Below are 14368 nucleotides of genomic sequence, written 5' to 3' on the forward strand. Positions count from 1 at the left end.
CCGTTCGTAAACGAACAACTTTCCGGGCAGGTATCCCTTATCGGCTTATTTTGTTATATTGATATTATTGTTAGCTTTTTTCCTTTCAGGGAATAATGTATGAACAGAACGCTGGCCAATACTTTTTTCCACCTCATTCGCGAACTGCTTCAGGATCATAGTGCTCAATGGCAAAAATCGCTTCCTGAACTCAGCAAACAACAATATTCCATTCTGGCCACCGTTTCAGAAACGCCGGGCATTGAACAAATCGAATTAATGGAAGCGGCGATCAGCAGTAAAGCCGCGCTGGCCGAATTGCTAGGCCGCATGGAAGGAAAAGGTCTATTAAAACGGGAAGCCGGCGAGCATGATAAGCGCCGCCGATTTATTTACCTGACGCCTGCTGGGCAGGCGCTGTTCGAAGCCAGCCGCCCCGTCGCCGACGCGATTGATAATATGTATCTCGAACGAGTCAATAAAGACCAACATGAGTCGGCGCTTTTCGTTTTAAAGACGATGATAGGGAAGCAATAAATTCACCGCGCCAACAGCGGAAGCTGAAAGCATAAAAAAAGACGCCCGCAGGCGTCTTTTTTATCGCGTTCACTGAAGCTCTGGGCAATCAGTTCACTTTCACCGGCATGCCGGAACGGGCCTTGATCGCCGCGTCCACTTCGCTCTGGTTGACGCCGGCGTCCATCAGCACTTTGCCGACCGGCGCAGAGATGGTCAACGGCACCGGATCCTTGGATTGCAGCTGCTCTTCGTTGGCCGACAGCGGGTTGTGCACTTCTACGTAGCGCGAGCCGTCCGGTTCGACGGTGGCCTTCATCGGTTCGTTGATGAACTGCACGCGGGTGCCGACCGGCACGTTCTGGAACAGGTACTTGATGTCGTCGGCGCGCAGACGCACGCAGCCGTGGCTCACGCGCAGGCCGATGCCGAAGTTGGCGTTGGTGCCGTGAATGGCATACAGACGGCCGACATACAGCGCATACAGCCCCATCGGGTTGTCCGGGCCGGCCGGGAACACCGCAGGCAGGATCTCGCCGTCAGCCGCGTATTCGGCGCGCATTTTGGCGGTCGGCGTCCAGGTTGGGCCGTCTTTCTTGCGCTGCACGGTGGTGGTCCAGTTCAGCGGGGTGTCTTTACCCAGCTGGCCGATGCCGATCGGCAGCACCACCACGGTGTTGGAGCCTTTCGGGTAGTAGTACAGACGCATTTCGGCGCTGTTGATGATGATGCCTTCACGCGGCGCGTCCGGCAGGATCAGCTGCTGCGGGATAGTCAGGGTGCTGCCGGCCTTCGGCAGGAACGGATCCACGCCCGGGTTGGCCTCCAGCATGTTGCTCAGCCCCATCTGATACTGGGCGGCGAAGCTCTCCAGCGGCAGTTTGCTGTCTTCCGGTACGGTGATTTGGATATTCTCGCCCACCAAACGGCTGTCTTTTGGCGGCAGCGGGTAAACGACGGCGAAGGCAGCCTGGCTGAATGCAACCAGTGCCGTAAACAGGGTTAATAACGCGCGAATGCTCATTTTCATCTTCGTGTTGGTCAAGGCCACTGGCGATTAGGGATATCGGTTTCTACGGCCTCTTCACCCCGATGAGTTTCAGCCGGCAGCCAAGCGCTGCGGCCTGAAAAACAGGGGGATTGGACCGGATGCGCATTATATGTGCACATCAATCAAAGTGTGAACCATTACCGATGTAATATCGCAATTTTTTGTAACCTGACGCGCCACGAAGGCGATTTTTTGCGAGAACCGCCGCCTAGCTGGCGGCGGCCAACGCTTCTTCCCGCCGTATCGGAATCAGATATTCACAGCGGATCGCCGCGCCGCCGAGCGGGCAACTGCCCGCCTGCGCCGGGTAGAAACGCTCGATATCCTGCCCTGGCCGGCGAATGGCGTTCATCTGCGGCATGGCGGTGTCATACAGCCGGACAATAAAGTTTTGTAACCCTTCCGCCTGTCCCTGGTAGGTGAAACGGGCATACTCGCCCTGCTCGATAGTCACCCGCTCTCCCGGCGCCCCTTCGTCCGGCAGAGCGGCGGTGTAGGCCATGCGCGGGCTGCCCCGGCGGCGCCGGTCAACTTCCAGGCAGGTGAGGCCGTATACCACCTCCGGCAGCGCCTGCGGCTGCAGCAACTGCCGCCAGGCGTGGCGGCGCAGCTCGCACTTGGAGGCCGCCAGTTGCCCCAGCGTAAAAGTGCGGCGCTGGGTATGGCCCACCAGCTGCATGGCGGGCAGCGTCACGATATCGGCCTGCGGCAATGGCGCTTCGGTCAGGCGCAGTGGCGGCTGCAGCCCATAGCTCGACCAATCCTGGCTGCGACGATAGCTGGCCGGCGGCAGACCGAACTGCTTGCGGAAGCAACGGGTGAAGGTCTGCTGTGAATCGAACTGGTAAGTATCGGCGATGCAGGCCACGCTGGTGCCGGTCAGGCGCAGTTCGCGCGCGGCGGCGGTCAGCCTTCTGCGGCGCGCGTAGGTGCCGAGAATATGGCCGGTATGCTGCTTGAACATCCGCTGTAAATGCCATTTGGAGTAGCCGGACTTGGCGGCGATGTCGTCCAGCGTCAGCGGCTGATCCAGGCTCTGCTCGATCCAGGCCAGCAGCTGTTCAATCACCTGTTGCTGGTGCATGGTATCCCCCTTATTTTAACAATAACGTCTGCGCCAATACCCGGCCTGCGGCTTCATCGGCGGCCACCAGTACCGGATAGCCCCAGAATTTGGCGCCGTATTCGGCGAACTCTTCCGCCGCCGCGCGTTTGGCGTCGTCCGGTTCCAGCATGATCATGCCTTTCACCCACAGCTTCAGCGCCTCGCGGTTATCGCGCTTCCACAGCGCGACCTGAGTGCGGGCATCGCGGTCATGTTCTTGTTCTTCATCGCCGACGCTGCGGTCGGTCATCAGGACGAACGGCTCGGCGCGTGCCAACAGCGCGCTGAATTCGGCCAGTTCGGCCTGGGTATCGCGCCCGCTGCGGCGCATCCACACCAGCGGAAAATCGGCGGTATCCAATGACATAATCAGTTTCCTCGCGAAAGGGTTTAGAACTGGCGCTTACTTTATCGGCACCGGCGCTAGACCGCATTGCGCAATCAGGACATAATACTTTTCAATTCCGCCAAATTGAGAACTATTCTCATGAAAGTACAGATCCCCCGCCACTGTCTGGATATCGATCAGGTGCCGCGCCCGCTGTTTGCCCTGCAAGGTTCGACTCTCGAGCAGGATTGGGAAGTCGAGCCGCACCGCCACCGGAAGGCGCAACTGATCTACACCGTGCGCGGCATGATCCGCTGCGAAGTGGAAAACGGGCTGTGGCTGGTGCCGCCGCAGTGCGCGCTGTGGATGCCGGGCAACGTGTTGCACAACGCCCAGGGCGCCGGCTCCACCGAGGCCTACTGCCTGTTCGTCGATCAACATGCCGCCGCCGGCCTGCCGCAAAGCTGCTGCACGCTGTCGGTCTCGCCGCTGCTGCGTGAGCTGCTGCTGCAGGCCAGCACCTTCGAGCCGCTTTACGACGAACAGGGCGCCGAGGGGCGTCTGACGGCGGTATTGCTGGATCAGTTGGCGGCCGCGCCGATCGAGAATCTGCATCTGCCGGTGTCCGACGACGCGCGCATCCGGCAGTTGACCGAAGGCATGCTGAGCAGCCCGGCGGACAAATCCACCCTCGGGCAGTGGGCGCAGCGCATCGGCATGAGCGAGCGCTCCCTCAGCCGCACCTTGCAACAGCAGATGGGCATGAGCTTCGGCCACTGGAGACGCCAGCTGCACGTGATGCTGGCGCTGCAGCGCTTGACGCAGGGCGAGAGCGTACAGACGGTGGCGCTGGATTTGGGCTACGAGAGCGCCAGCGGCTTCGTCACCATGTTCAGAAAGGCGGTGGGCAAACCGCCGGCGCGCTACCTGGCGGAGCGCAACGCCTCTGGAGAGACCCTGGGCGGTGCGATCACCATGTAAAAAAGCCGGCGCAAGTGCCGGCTTAGAACAGGTGAAAATCAGAAGTCGTAGAACACCGTTATCCAGGTGGAATCCGGCTCGTTGTCGCTGCTATTGGCCAGCGTGCGCTCCACATACACCGACAGACCGTAACCGATGGTGGTGCCCGCGCCAAGATAGACGTGGTTGGCGTGATACGCCTCGTCTCCCTTCAGCCGCAGCGAGTCCGCCGCCACATAAGGCTGGACGGATTTGAGAAACGGCTTGTCGATATTGAAGGTGTAACCGACGAAGCCTTCCAGCCCGTAGCCGTCACCGGCGAAGAAGTGCGACAGCGTGCGCTGGCGGGTGCTCGGCACATAATCTTTGTAGTAGCTGGCGGTACCGACGATATACCAGTTGTTCGGCTGCCAGGTTAACGCGGTGCCGGACAACTGCTGGTGATAATCTTTTTCGCTGTACAGATTATCTTTGATCTTCGCATCGGTATAACTGTAGGCGGCGCTGAAGGTGAAGTCTTTCGTCACCTTGTAATCGAAGCCCAGCCCGCCGCCGCCTTTGCGGCGATAAATCAGGTTATCCGCGGTGTGCAGATCGTCTTCCGGCAATAAATAGTTGGCGTACAGCGTGACCGGCCCAAAATCATTGGTGTACTTGATGCTGTTTTTCGGTTTATTGCCGCCGTCGTAGTCGCCGGAAATACCGATGCCGGTGCCGCCCGCGTGGCCGTCGTTATCCCAGACGTCGCTTTTGATGCCGACCACCGAATAATAGATGCCGTACTGGTGGCCATAGGTCAGGGTGCCATAACGATCGTCTTTAAAACCGGCGTACAGCTGGCGCTGATAGTCGCGCTTGCCGTCTTCGTTATAGTGCCCGTCCCAACTGAGCGCGTGCGCCAAATCGACGCCCCACTCGTAATAGCCGATGATCGAGGTGTCCTGCGTCAGCGCATAGTCGCCGCTGAAGCGAAAACGCGTACCGCCGTCGTGGCCGTTTTTGTCATAGCCCGGCTCCGGGCCGTTATTGAAGATCCACTCGGGGCGAATGCTGCCGCCCACCTTTAAACTGAGCGGCGCCAGCAACACATTGCTCTGCGGGTTTTTATCCAGAATGGTGATCTCGGCCTGCGCGCCGGCGGAAATCGCCGACAGCAAGACGCCGCCAATGAATATTGGCGTTGTATTTTTTCTCATTATTACCCCTGCCCGAAAAAATTATTGTTATAAACGCGGTGGTCTTAAGCCACGCAGAAATAATTAACCGATGTGAACAGCGCACGCAAGATATAAAAATTTACGCCATAACCTGCCATTATTTCAGGTTGGATTTAATTTCAGCAAAAACATGTTCACCTGTAACACGGAGAAAAACAATGTAATAACCGCAGCACGAAATAAACCAATCAGCACGTTTCATCCAAAATAACCCAGCGTGATTATCTGGGAATAATGATAGCAAATAACAAATAAATATTATTGCCGCAGGTAAACCGTCACGCGAGGGAATTAATTAAAGGCGGGAAATAACGACGGAGCGCATTGCGCGCTCCGGGGAAAATCTCACTACTGCGCCAGCCAGCCGCCGTCCATGTTCCAGGCGGCACCGCGCACCTGCGCCGCCGCATCGCTGCACAGGAACAGCGCCAGCTCACCGAGCTGCTCTGGCGTGACGAACGCTTGCGAAGGCTGCTTCTCCGCCAACAGCTCATCGCGCGCCCGCTGCGGATCGGTACCGGCGGCGATACGTTTGTCGATCTGCTGCTGCACCAGCGGCGTCAGCACCCAGCCGGGGCAGATGGCGTTGCAGGTGACGGGCGTGCGGGCGGTTTCCAGCGCCAGCGTCTTGGTCAGCCCCACCACGCCGTGCTTGGCCGCCACATAGGCCGACTTGTCTTTCGACGCCACCAGCCCGTGCACCGACGCTACGTTGATGATGCGCCCCCAGTGGCGCTCGCGCATCCCCGGCAGCGCCAACCGGCAAGTGTGGAACACCGCCGACAGGTTGATGGCGAGAATGGCGTTCCATTTCTCCACCGGAAACTGATCCAGCGGCGCCACGTGCTGAATGCCGGCGTTGTTCACCAGAATATCCACGCCGCCGAACTCGCGTTCGGCATAGTGCATCATGTCCGCTATCTGGGCCGCATCGCCGAGATCGGCGCCGTGATACCCCGGCGCGGCACCCAGCCGGGCGACCTGCGCCTTCGCTGCCTCCACATCGCCGAAGCCGTTGAGGATCACGCGCACGCCGGCGGCGGCCAGCACGGACGCTATTCCGAGGCCGATGCCGCTGGTCGAGCCGGTCACCAGCGCGGTTTTGCCTTGTACACTCATGGTATCGCTCCTTTAAACAATGCCGGTCAGGTAGAACACGCCGATCACGAACAGCACCGCGGCGCTTTTGATCAGGGTGATGGCGAAAATGCCGCCATAGGCCTGCCGGTGGCTGAGGCCGGTGATCGCCAGCAGGGTGATCACCGCGCCGTTGTGCGGCAAGGTGTCCATGCCACCGCTGGCCATCGAGGCCACCCGGTGCAGCACTTCCAGCGGAATGTGTGCCGCATGGGCGGCGGCCACGAAGTTATCGGCCATCGCCGCCAGCGCGATGCTCATGCCGCCGGAGGCCGACCCGGTGATGCCGGCCAGCAGGGTGACGCTGATCGCTTCGTTCAGCAGCGGATTTGGGATCGCCGACAGCGCCTGCGACAGCACCAAAAAGCCCGGCAGCGCGGCGATCACCGCGCCGAAGCCGTATTCGGAGGCGGTGTTCATCGCCGCCAGAATTGCGCCGCCGACCGCCGTCTTGCTGCCTTCCGCCAGCCGGCCGCGAATATTGCCAAAGCCGAACGCCACCACCAGTAGAATACCCGACACCAGCGCCGCTTCCACCGCCCAGATGGCGGTGATCTTCGCCACATCGGTGGTGATGGGCTTGGCCAGCCCCGGCAGCGTCAGATCGTGGCTGGCGCCGTACCACTGCGGGATCCAATGGGTGAAGGCAAGGTTGAATACCCCGACCAAAATCAACGGCAGGATGGCGATCAGCGGATTCGGCAGGTTGATGTCGTCCGGGGTTTCCGGTTCGTTCAGCAGCTCGGTGCCGTAACCCTCCCCCTTCAACTGCGCCTTGCGCCGCTGGCGTTCAAGATACAGCAGGCCGACCGCGATGATGAACAGCGAGCCGATCAGCCCCAGCCAGGGCGCGGCCCAGGCGTTGGTGCCGAAGAAGCTGGTCGGGATGATGTTTTGGATCTGCGGCGTGCCGGGCAAGGCGTCCATGGTGAAGGAGAAGGCGCCGAGCGCCACGGTGGCCGGGATCAGCCGCTTGGGGATGCCGCTCTGGCGGAACAGCTCGGCGGCAAACGGATAGACCGCGAACGCCACCACAAACAGCGACACCCCGCCGTAGGTCAGCAGCGCGCACACCAGCACGATCACCGGAATGGCGTGGCGCCGGCCGAGAATGCGGATCGCCGCCGCGACGATCGAACGGGAAAAACCGGACAGTTCGATCAGCTTGCCGAATACCGCCCCCAGCAGGAACACCGGGAAATAGAGCTTCACGAAGCCGACCATTTTCTCCATAAACAGCCCGGTAAAGGTCGGCGCCACCGCGCCGGGGTCGGTCAACAGCACCGCGCCCAGCGCGGCGATCGGGGCGAACAAAATCACGCTGTAGCCGCGGTAGGCGGCCAGCATCAGTAATCCCAGTGCTGCCAGGGCAATCAAAACGCTCATCGGACACCTCGCTATCGTTGTTATTGTCAGGTACGGAGTGCGAAATTACGGTTTCAGCGCAAAGCGCAGCTGATGCGCCCGGCGCCGTTGAATGCGTTCCCTGCGTGCTTCATCCCACAGATAAAATCCCCGGCCGCTGCGCTGGCCGCTATCGCCGCGCTGCAGCCGCTGTTCAACCAGCGCCATCATCTCGTCGCCGGTCGCCAGTTCCGGGAACAGGTGGCGGGCGATGTCCGCCACCGTCGCCAGCCCGGTCATGTCGGCGGCTTCGAGCGGGCCGACCATGGCGTAGCGCCGCCCCAGCGAGGCGCGCATCACCTGATCCACCACCTCGGCGCTGGCGATGCCGCTGTGGACGATGTGCAGCGCCTCGCGCAGCACCGCAAACTGCAGCCGGTTGCCGACAAACCCCGGCGCGGCGCGCTCCAGCAGCACCGCCTCAAGATCCATCTCGCCGAGCAGCGCCTGCACCGCCGCCAGATGACGCGGTTCGGTGGCGCTGCCGGGCACGATCTCCACCAGCGGGATCAGGTGCGGCGGGTGCCAGAAATGGGCGATCAGCAGGCGCTGCGGATGGGTCATGCGCGCCGCCAGCTCGTCCGGCGGCAGGCCGCTGGTGTTGCTGGCGATCACCGCGTCGTCGGCGATCAGCCCTTCCAACTGCTCATACAGCGCATGCTTCAGCTCGAGCCGTTCCGGGATCGCCTCAATAAGCAGCCGGGCGCGCGCCACCTCGTTCAGATCGCCGGTCACGCGCAGCCGCACCAGCGCCGCGTCGCGCTCATCGTTATCAAACTGCCCGACGTCGCTCAGCTCGGCCAGAATGCCGCTCGCCACCGCCGGCGCTTCCGCCAGGCGCTGCGGATCCGGGTCATACAGCAGCACCTCATGGCCGTGGCGAATAAAGTGGGTGGCGATGCCCACCCCCATCAGCCCGGCGCCCAGTACCGCATAGTCAGATGACTGCATGGTGCCCTCCTCGGTTGTTTACGGGCGCTCTACCGCCAGCGCCACCCCCTGCCCGCCGCCGATGCACAGCATCGCCAGCCCCTTGTTCACCCCGCGGCGCTGCATTTCGAACAGCAGCGACACCAAAATGCGACAGCCGGACGCGCCGATCGGATGCCCCAGCGCGATCGCTCCGCCGTTGACGTTGACCCGTTCCGCCTCCCAGCCCAGTTCTTTACCCACCGCCAGCGCCTGCGCGGCGAAGGCTTCGTTGGCTTCGATCAGATCGACCTCCTCCAACCGCCAACCGGCTTTTTCCAGGCAGCGGCGCGCGGCCGGCGCCGGGCCGATGCCCATGATCGCCGGTTCGACGCCCGACGAGGCGTAACCGGCGATGCGCGCCAGCACCGGCAAACGCAGCGCGGCGGCTTTTTCCGCGCTCATCAGCAGCACCACGGCGGCGCCGTCGTTGAGCGACGAGGCGTTGCCGGCGGTCACCGTGCCCTCTTTGCGAAACGCCGGGCGCAGCCGCGCCAGCGCCTCCAGGCTGGTGTCGCGCGGCTGTTCGTCGCGCTCTACCCGTAGCGCTTCGCCCTTGGGCTGCGGCACCGTCACCGGCGTGATCTCCTGCGCGAAACGCCCGGCCTGCTGCGCCGCCTGCGCCTTCTGCTGCGAGCGCAGCGCGAACCTGTCTTGTTCTTCTCTGCTGATGGCGTATTTCTCCGCCAGGTTCTCGGCGGTGATGCCCATGTGATAGTCGTTGAACGCGTCCCACAGGCCATCGTGGATCACGCTGTCCACCATCTGCGCGTGACCGAGGCGCAGGCCGGCGCGCGCGCCGGCCATCAGGTAAGGCGACTGGCTCATGCTTTCCTGGCCGCCGGCGATCACCGCGTCGGCGTCACCGCTGCGGATCGCCTGCACCGCCAGATGCACCGCCTTCAAACCGGAGCCGCACACCTTGTTGATGGTCAGCGCCGGCGTCGTAACGGGCAGCCCGGCGTTGAGCGCGGTCTGGCGCGCCGGATTCTGCCCGCAGCCGGCGGTCAGCACCTGGCCGAGGATCACTTCATCGATCTGCTGCGGCGCCACGCCGCTTTGCGCCAGCAGCCCCTGCACCGCCGCCGTGCCCAGTTCCACCGCCGTCAGCGGCGCCAGCGCGCCGTGAAAACTGCCGACCGGCGTGCGCGTCGCCGCCACGATCACCACTTCACGTTGTTGCACATTCACCTCCCGTCTCAGAAACGCATTTCCGGCACTTGCTCCGGCACGATCAGCCGGCCGGCGGTTTTGGCGACAATCTCCGCCACGCTGACGCCCGGCGCGCGTTCGCGCAGCACGAAGGCGCCGTCTTCAATTTCCAGGTAGGCCAGATCGGTCAATACCTTGCGGATGCAGCGGGCGCCGGTCAGCGGCAGCGTGCAGCGCGGCAGCAGCTTGGACTCGCCGCCCTTCGCGGCGTGGGTCATAACCACGATGATGTTCTCCGCCCCCGCCACCAGATCCATCGCGCCGCCCATGCCCTTGACCATCTTGCCGGGGATCATCCACGAGGCGATGTTGCCCTCGACGTCCACTTCAAACGCCCCCAGCACGGTCAGATCGACATGGCCGCCGCGGATCATGGCGAACGACTGCGCCGAATCGAAAATAGACGCGCCGAGGCGCGCGGTGACCGTCTGCTTGCCGGCGTTGATCATGTCGGCGTCCAGCTGCTGCTCGGTCGGGAACTCGCCCATCCCCAGCAGGCCGTTTTCCGACTGCAGCATCACGTCCATGCCCGCCGGCACATAGTTGGCCACCAGCGTCGGGATGCCGATGCCCAGGTTGACGTAGTAACCGTCCCTCAGCTCTTGCGCCACGCGCTGCGCCATTTGTTCACGGGTAAGCATGCGAATTCTCCTTATGCCCGCAGGGTGCGTTGTTCGATACGCTTCTCGAAGGTGCCCTGGATCAGCCGATCGACGTAGATGCCGGGGGTATGGATCGCCGCCGGATCCAGTTCGCCCGGCGCCACGATCTCTTCCACTTCCACCACCGTGATGCGCCCGGCGGTCGCCATCAGCGGATTGAAGTTCTGCGCAGTGTGGCGGTAGATGACGTTGCCGAAGTGATCGGCCTTCCAGCCTTTCACGATGGCGAAATCGCCGGTGATGGCGGTTTCCATGATGTAAGGGCGGCCGTTGAACTCGCGCACCTCTTTGCCTTCGGCGATCGGCGTGCCGTAACCGGTGGCGGTGAAGAATGCCGGGATGCCGGCGCCGCCGGCGCGGATCTTCTCCGCCAGCGTGCCCTGCGGCGTGAGATCCACCTCCAGCTCACCGCTGAGCGCCTGCTGCTCGAACAGCGCGTTTTCGCCGACGTACGATCCCACCACCTTGCGGATCTGATGGGTTTCCAGCAGCCGCCCGAGGCCGAACCCGTCGACGCCACAGTTGTTGGAAACCACCGTCAAGCCGCGCACGCCACGCCGGCGGATCTCTTCGATCAGGTTTTCCGGGATGCCGCACAGGCCAAAGCCGCCCGCCAGCACCGTCATGTTGTCCGTCAGGCCTGCCAGCGCTTCCTGGTAGCTGCCGACGCGTTTGTCGAGCCCTGCCATATCGTTGCCCCTGCATGTTGCGGCGCAGGGCGAAATGCCCTGGCTTGCGTGAGGGCATCTTCAGGTCACAAAAATGATTTGTTAATTTTGTTTTTATGCCGCATTCATTTAGAATTTTTATTAATCACTCGTTAACCGACAATTAACAAAGAGTTAACGCCAACCAAAATGAAAATGAGCATCAAACAGTTACGCGCGTTTTTAGCGGTAGCTCACACTCTGAATTTCGCCCAGGCCAGCGAGCGGCTGAATATTTCTCAGCCGGCGCTCAGCCTGGCGATCCGTGGGCTGGAAGACGCGTTGGGGGGGCCGTTGCTGCTGCGCACCACCCGCCGGGTGACGCTGACGCCGGAAGGAGAAACCTTCTTCCCGATGGCGCGCCAGCTGCTGGCGGATTGGGATAACGCGGAAGAGGCGATGCGTCAGCGCTTCACCCTGCAGATGGGCAAGGTGGCGATCGCCGCCATGCCATCGTTCGCCGGCAACCCGCTGCCGCCGATCCTCAAGGCGTTTCGCGATCGTTACGCCGGCATCAACGTGGCGGTGCACGACGTCATCAACGAGCAGGTGTTTGAAATGATCCGCGAAGGCCGGGTGGAGATGGGTATCGCCTTCGAGCCGGAGCCGAGCGACACCCTGCACTTCACCCCGCTGTGCCGCGATCGCTTTCTGGCGGTGGTGCCGAAGGATTCGGCGCTGGCACGCAGGGCGCAGGTGAGCTGGAAGGAGCTGCTGACGCTGGATTTCATCACCCTGCAGCGGCCATCGGCGGTGCGGCTGCTGCTGGAGCAGGAGCTGGCCCGCAGCGGGCGAACGCTGGAGGTGGCGTTTGAGAGCCACCAGTTGGTGACGGTCGGGCGCATGGTGGCCAACGGCCTCGGCGCCAGCGCGGTGCCGGCGCTGTGCGAGCAACAGATGGATGAGCTGGGAGCGGTGTGCGTGCCGCTGATCGGCCCGATCATCGAACGGCGCGTGGGCCTGATCCGCCTGGCGCAGCATCAGCTCTCTTCCGCCGCGCAGGCGCTGGCGACGGTAATCGAACGGGAGATGGCGGAGAGTGGCGCGGCTCCTGCGCTTAAACCGTAAACCCGACGTGCTTGCCGCCCGGCAGCTCAACGTCAAGGCGCAGCGTGCCGCCCATCGCTTCCACGTAGCGTTTCAGGGTCGAAATCTTCAGCTCGTTGCCGCGCCCTTCGATGGCCGCGACCGAAGGCTGGGAAATACCCAGCGTTTTCGCCAGTTCCTGTTGGGAAATATTCAGCGCTTCCCGCAGCTGGTGCAGGTGCGCTTCAAACAGCATCTCTTCGGCCATTTCCTCGATGCGCCGGCGGCTCTCCGGGGTGCGGGCGGCCAGCAGTTGTTTTAAGGTGCTCATGGGTTACTCCTTGTAAACTCTTTCGTTGTCATTACCGTCCACGTGGCATCGACAGATTATAGATTACAATCTATGACAAGACGATAGACTGGAATATATAATTTTCTCCAGACCACCATTGGCGTTTTGCCTGGCAGCTGACAAAAGAAAGTGGTTATTGCCTTGCGGCTTGAACATGGGATGCAACAAGAGACGGGAACAGCGACATCAGCGTCGGACAGAGAAGAAAACATGCTGATTTGGCGAGGTAATAAAGCACGCAACCCGGTTTTTTATTTATGAATGAATATCAAAATAATAGAATCATTCTCCATATCAATCAATTAATTACACCAAATACTCCTTTGCCTTTCCGTCTTGTGAGCGAACGCAAAAGATTGTGACAAAGTGGGTTAATCATGTCTGAACTTTCGTTATGGTATTTTTTCATGTTTTAACGGATTAAAACCATGGCCACAACTCAAGGAAACGCCAGAAAACTTACGGCCGGTGAAATCACATTGGCCAGACTGCTCTACAAAGATGCTGTCGATTACTCGCGCGTTCGCGTCCATAACGGCAGCTATTTCCCCTTCGGCTTACAGCATGAAGATACGGCCGTAACACCAAATGGCACGCTCTATTTTATGCCCAAACACTTCAAAGAAGACTTTGCCACGGCAAACGCCTACGATCAGCATTGGTTTATCCATGAAATGGCGCATGTCTGGCAATATCAATTAGGTATGAACGTACGCCTGCGCGGGTTGGCTAGTTGGGCGGTTTCCTATCAGTATTCCTTGCCCAATTATCATCTTCTATCCGATTATGGAATGGAGGCACAGGCAAGTATCATTGCAGACTATTTCTATCTCACTAAATTCGGGCGCAATGGTTTTCAAATAATCACCAACTACAGCGGCATTATTGGGCCAGACATCAAAAAACGCTATGAATGGGTATTGCGAGCTTTCCTGAAAAATCCAAAGAACCGGAACACCTTATTATGACAAGACGTTATCTCTCTTTGCTGTGCGTACTGCTACTGAACGGCTGTCAATCCACTCAGCCCTGGTACCATCCGTTGGATGTCTCGCTCAAAGACAATCAACCTTGCTTTGCAGTGCCTATCAACAGCGTTCGCAGCGGCGACAACCTGCAAAACCGGGGAGTGATCGTCTCACGACAGGAACAACAGCAATGGCATATCGTCTGGACCTCACCAGAAGTCACTCCGTTGCCTGACCTGAAACCAGGGCAATGCGTCACTTATCCGCAAGTAAACTGGGCTGCGGGAGAATACTCCGTCTTGCTCGGCGTCTCGATGAATAACGATACGGAAAGGCGTAAATACATGAAAGAATTCAACTTAAGAATTAATCCCAAAGGAGAAATACAGCTACAGTAAGGAGACTGGGATTATTTATTCCCCCTCCACCGCCTGCACCGCCGCCTTCTGCGTGGCGCGCTGATATAAGCACAGCTCCCTGCCCGGCTGGTTTTTCATAAACGGCTGCGGGTAGCGCCCGCCGATAAACAGCGCCGAATAGCCGACGTCATCACCGTAGTGAATAATCTCCCCTTCCACCCTGGCGTTTTTTAGCCCGCTGGCTTGCAGGCAGGCGGCGCGCATCGCCCGTTCGCTCTCGGCCCACGCCTGTGGGGAAGACGCGGTGGCGTGGAACGCGGCCAGCGCGGCGATAAGCAGCCCTATTCTCTTCATCGTTATCCCTCTTTCTACGGCCCGTCTCGCCAGTATAGACCGTGCCAACCCGGCCAACCCGC

At 60.7% G+C, this 14368-nt stretch carries 16 protein-coding genes and 1 pseudogene; 5 read left to right on the top strand and 12 right to left on the bottom strand.

The window, feature by feature from the left end; genetic code table 11:
* The first annotated feature begins 99 nt into the window (after positions 1 to 99).
* Positions 100 to 516: a MarR family winged helix-turn-helix transcriptional regulator gene (locus tag ACJ8QF_RS19575; RefSeq protein ID WP_312426214.1), complete on the top strand. Its 417-nt coding sequence runs from the start codon at positions 100 to 102 to the stop codon at positions 514 to 516.
* A gap of 91 nt (positions 517 to 607) precedes the next feature.
* Here ACJ8QF_RS19575 and ACJ8QF_RS19580 read toward each other — a convergent pair.
* From ACJ8QF_RS19580 to ACJ8QF_RS19590, 3 genes and pseudogenes are all read right to left on the bottom strand, one after another.
* Positions 608 to 1525, bottom strand: a pseudogene (locus tag ACJ8QF_RS19580) (L,D-transpeptidase family protein); the annotation flags it as partial.
* Positions 1526 to 1754: 229 nt separating this feature from the next.
* Positions 1755 to 2630 carry a helix-turn-helix domain-containing protein gene (locus tag ACJ8QF_RS19585; RefSeq protein ID WP_131165169.1) on the bottom strand — a complete coding sequence of 292 codons (876 nt, stop codon included), beginning with the start codon at positions 2628 to 2630 and terminating at the stop codon, positions 1755 to 1757.
* Positions 2631 to 2640: 10 nt separating this feature from the next.
* The gene (locus tag ACJ8QF_RS19590) at positions 2641 to 3018 is read right to left on the bottom strand and encodes a hypothetical protein (protein ID WP_004933264.1); all 378 of its coding nucleotides are present in this window, start codon (positions 3016 to 3018) and stop codon (positions 2641 to 2643) included.
* 120 nt (positions 3019 to 3138) lie between these two features.
* Here ACJ8QF_RS19590 and ACJ8QF_RS19595 point away from each other — a divergent pair, with 120 nt between their 5' ends.
* Positions 3139 to 3960 carry an AraC family transcriptional regulator gene (locus tag ACJ8QF_RS19595; protein ID WP_004933266.1) on the top strand — a complete coding sequence of 274 codons (822 nt, stop codon included), beginning with the start codon at positions 3139 to 3141 and terminating at the stop codon, positions 3958 to 3960.
* A gap of 38 nt (positions 3961 to 3998) precedes the next feature.
* On the opposite strand, the gene ACJ8QF_RS19600 is transcribed toward ACJ8QF_RS19595, so the two are convergent.
* From ACJ8QF_RS19600 to ACJ8QF_RS19630, 7 genes are all read right to left on the bottom strand, one after another.
* Positions 3999 to 5135: a porin gene (locus ACJ8QF_RS19600; protein WP_031299792.1), complete on the bottom strand. Its 1137-nt coding sequence runs from the start codon at positions 5133 to 5135 to the stop codon at positions 3999 to 4001.
* Between the two features lie 369 nt (positions 5136 to 5504).
* On the bottom strand, positions 5505 to 6275 hold the full coding sequence (locus tag ACJ8QF_RS19605; protein ID WP_197753522.1) for a 3-hydroxybutyrate dehydrogenase: 771 nt from the start codon (positions 6273 to 6275) through the stop codon (positions 5505 to 5507).
* A gap of 12 nt (positions 6276 to 6287) precedes the next feature.
* Positions 6288 to 7679, bottom strand: coding sequence for a GntP family permease (locus ACJ8QF_RS19610; RefSeq protein ID WP_015376499.1), 1392 nt, complete (start codon positions 7677 to 7679; stop codon positions 6288 to 6290).
* Between the two features lie 45 nt (positions 7680 to 7724).
* On the bottom strand, positions 7725 to 8648 hold the full coding sequence (locus ACJ8QF_RS19615; RefSeq protein WP_197753521.1) for a 3-hydroxyacyl-CoA dehydrogenase family protein: 924 nt from the start codon (positions 8646 to 8648) through the stop codon (positions 7725 to 7727).
* An 18-nt stretch (positions 8649 to 8666) separates the two neighbouring features.
* Positions 8667 to 9851: an acetyl-CoA C-acetyltransferase gene (locus tag ACJ8QF_RS19620; protein ID WP_164095941.1), complete on the bottom strand. Its 1185-nt coding sequence runs from the start codon at positions 9849 to 9851 to the stop codon at positions 8667 to 8669.
* A gap of 14 nt (positions 9852 to 9865) precedes the next feature.
* Entirely contained in the window at positions 9866 to 10519 is a 654-nt protein-coding gene (locus ACJ8QF_RS19625) for a CoA transferase subunit B (RefSeq protein ID WP_015376496.1), read from the bottom strand.
* A gap of 11 nt (positions 10520 to 10530) precedes the next feature.
* Positions 10531 to 11229, bottom strand: a complete 699-nt coding sequence (locus ACJ8QF_RS19630; protein WP_004933280.1) for a CoA transferase subunit A — start codon at positions 11227 to 11229, stop codon at positions 10531 to 10533.
* A gap of 168 nt (positions 11230 to 11397) precedes the next feature.
* On the opposite strand from ACJ8QF_RS19630, the gene ACJ8QF_RS19635 reads away from it, so the two are divergent.
* Positions 11398 to 12315, top strand: a complete 918-nt coding sequence (locus tag ACJ8QF_RS19635) for a LysR family transcriptional regulator (RefSeq protein ID WP_442537773.1) — start codon at positions 11398 to 11400, stop codon at positions 12313 to 12315.
* Here ACJ8QF_RS19635 and ACJ8QF_RS19640 read toward each other — a convergent pair.
* On the bottom strand, positions 12305 to 12604 hold the full coding sequence (locus ACJ8QF_RS19640) for a helix-turn-helix domain-containing protein (protein WP_004933284.1): 300 nt from the start codon (positions 12602 to 12604) through the stop codon (positions 12305 to 12307). The genes ACJ8QF_RS19635 and ACJ8QF_RS19640 overlap by 11 nt on opposite strands.
* 449 nt (positions 12605 to 13053) lie before the next feature.
* Between ACJ8QF_RS19640 and ACJ8QF_RS19645 the strand changes: the two genes are divergently transcribed.
* Positions 13054 to 13593, top strand: a complete 540-nt coding sequence (locus ACJ8QF_RS19645; RefSeq protein WP_131165163.1) for a hypothetical protein — start codon at positions 13054 to 13056, stop codon at positions 13591 to 13593.
* Positions 13590 to 13991, top strand: coding sequence for a putative T6SS immunity periplasmic lipoprotein (locus ACJ8QF_RS19650; protein ID WP_131165162.1), 402 nt, complete (start codon positions 13590 to 13592; stop codon positions 13989 to 13991). Before ACJ8QF_RS19645 ends, ACJ8QF_RS19650 begins: the two co-directional genes overlap by 4 nt.
* Before the next feature lie 15 nt (positions 13992 to 14006).
* On the opposite strand, the gene ACJ8QF_RS19655 is transcribed toward ACJ8QF_RS19650, so the two are convergent.
* Positions 14007 to 14306, bottom strand: coding sequence for a hypothetical protein (locus tag ACJ8QF_RS19655; RefSeq protein ID WP_131165161.1), 300 nt, complete (start codon positions 14304 to 14306; stop codon positions 14007 to 14009).
* Positions 14307 to 14368: the final 62 nt, after the last annotated feature.

Source organism: Serratia sp. CY81684 (assembly GCF_052166595.1).
Classification (GTDB): domain Bacteria; phylum Pseudomonadota; class Gammaproteobacteria; order Enterobacterales; family Enterobacteriaceae; genus Serratia; species Serratia nematodiphila.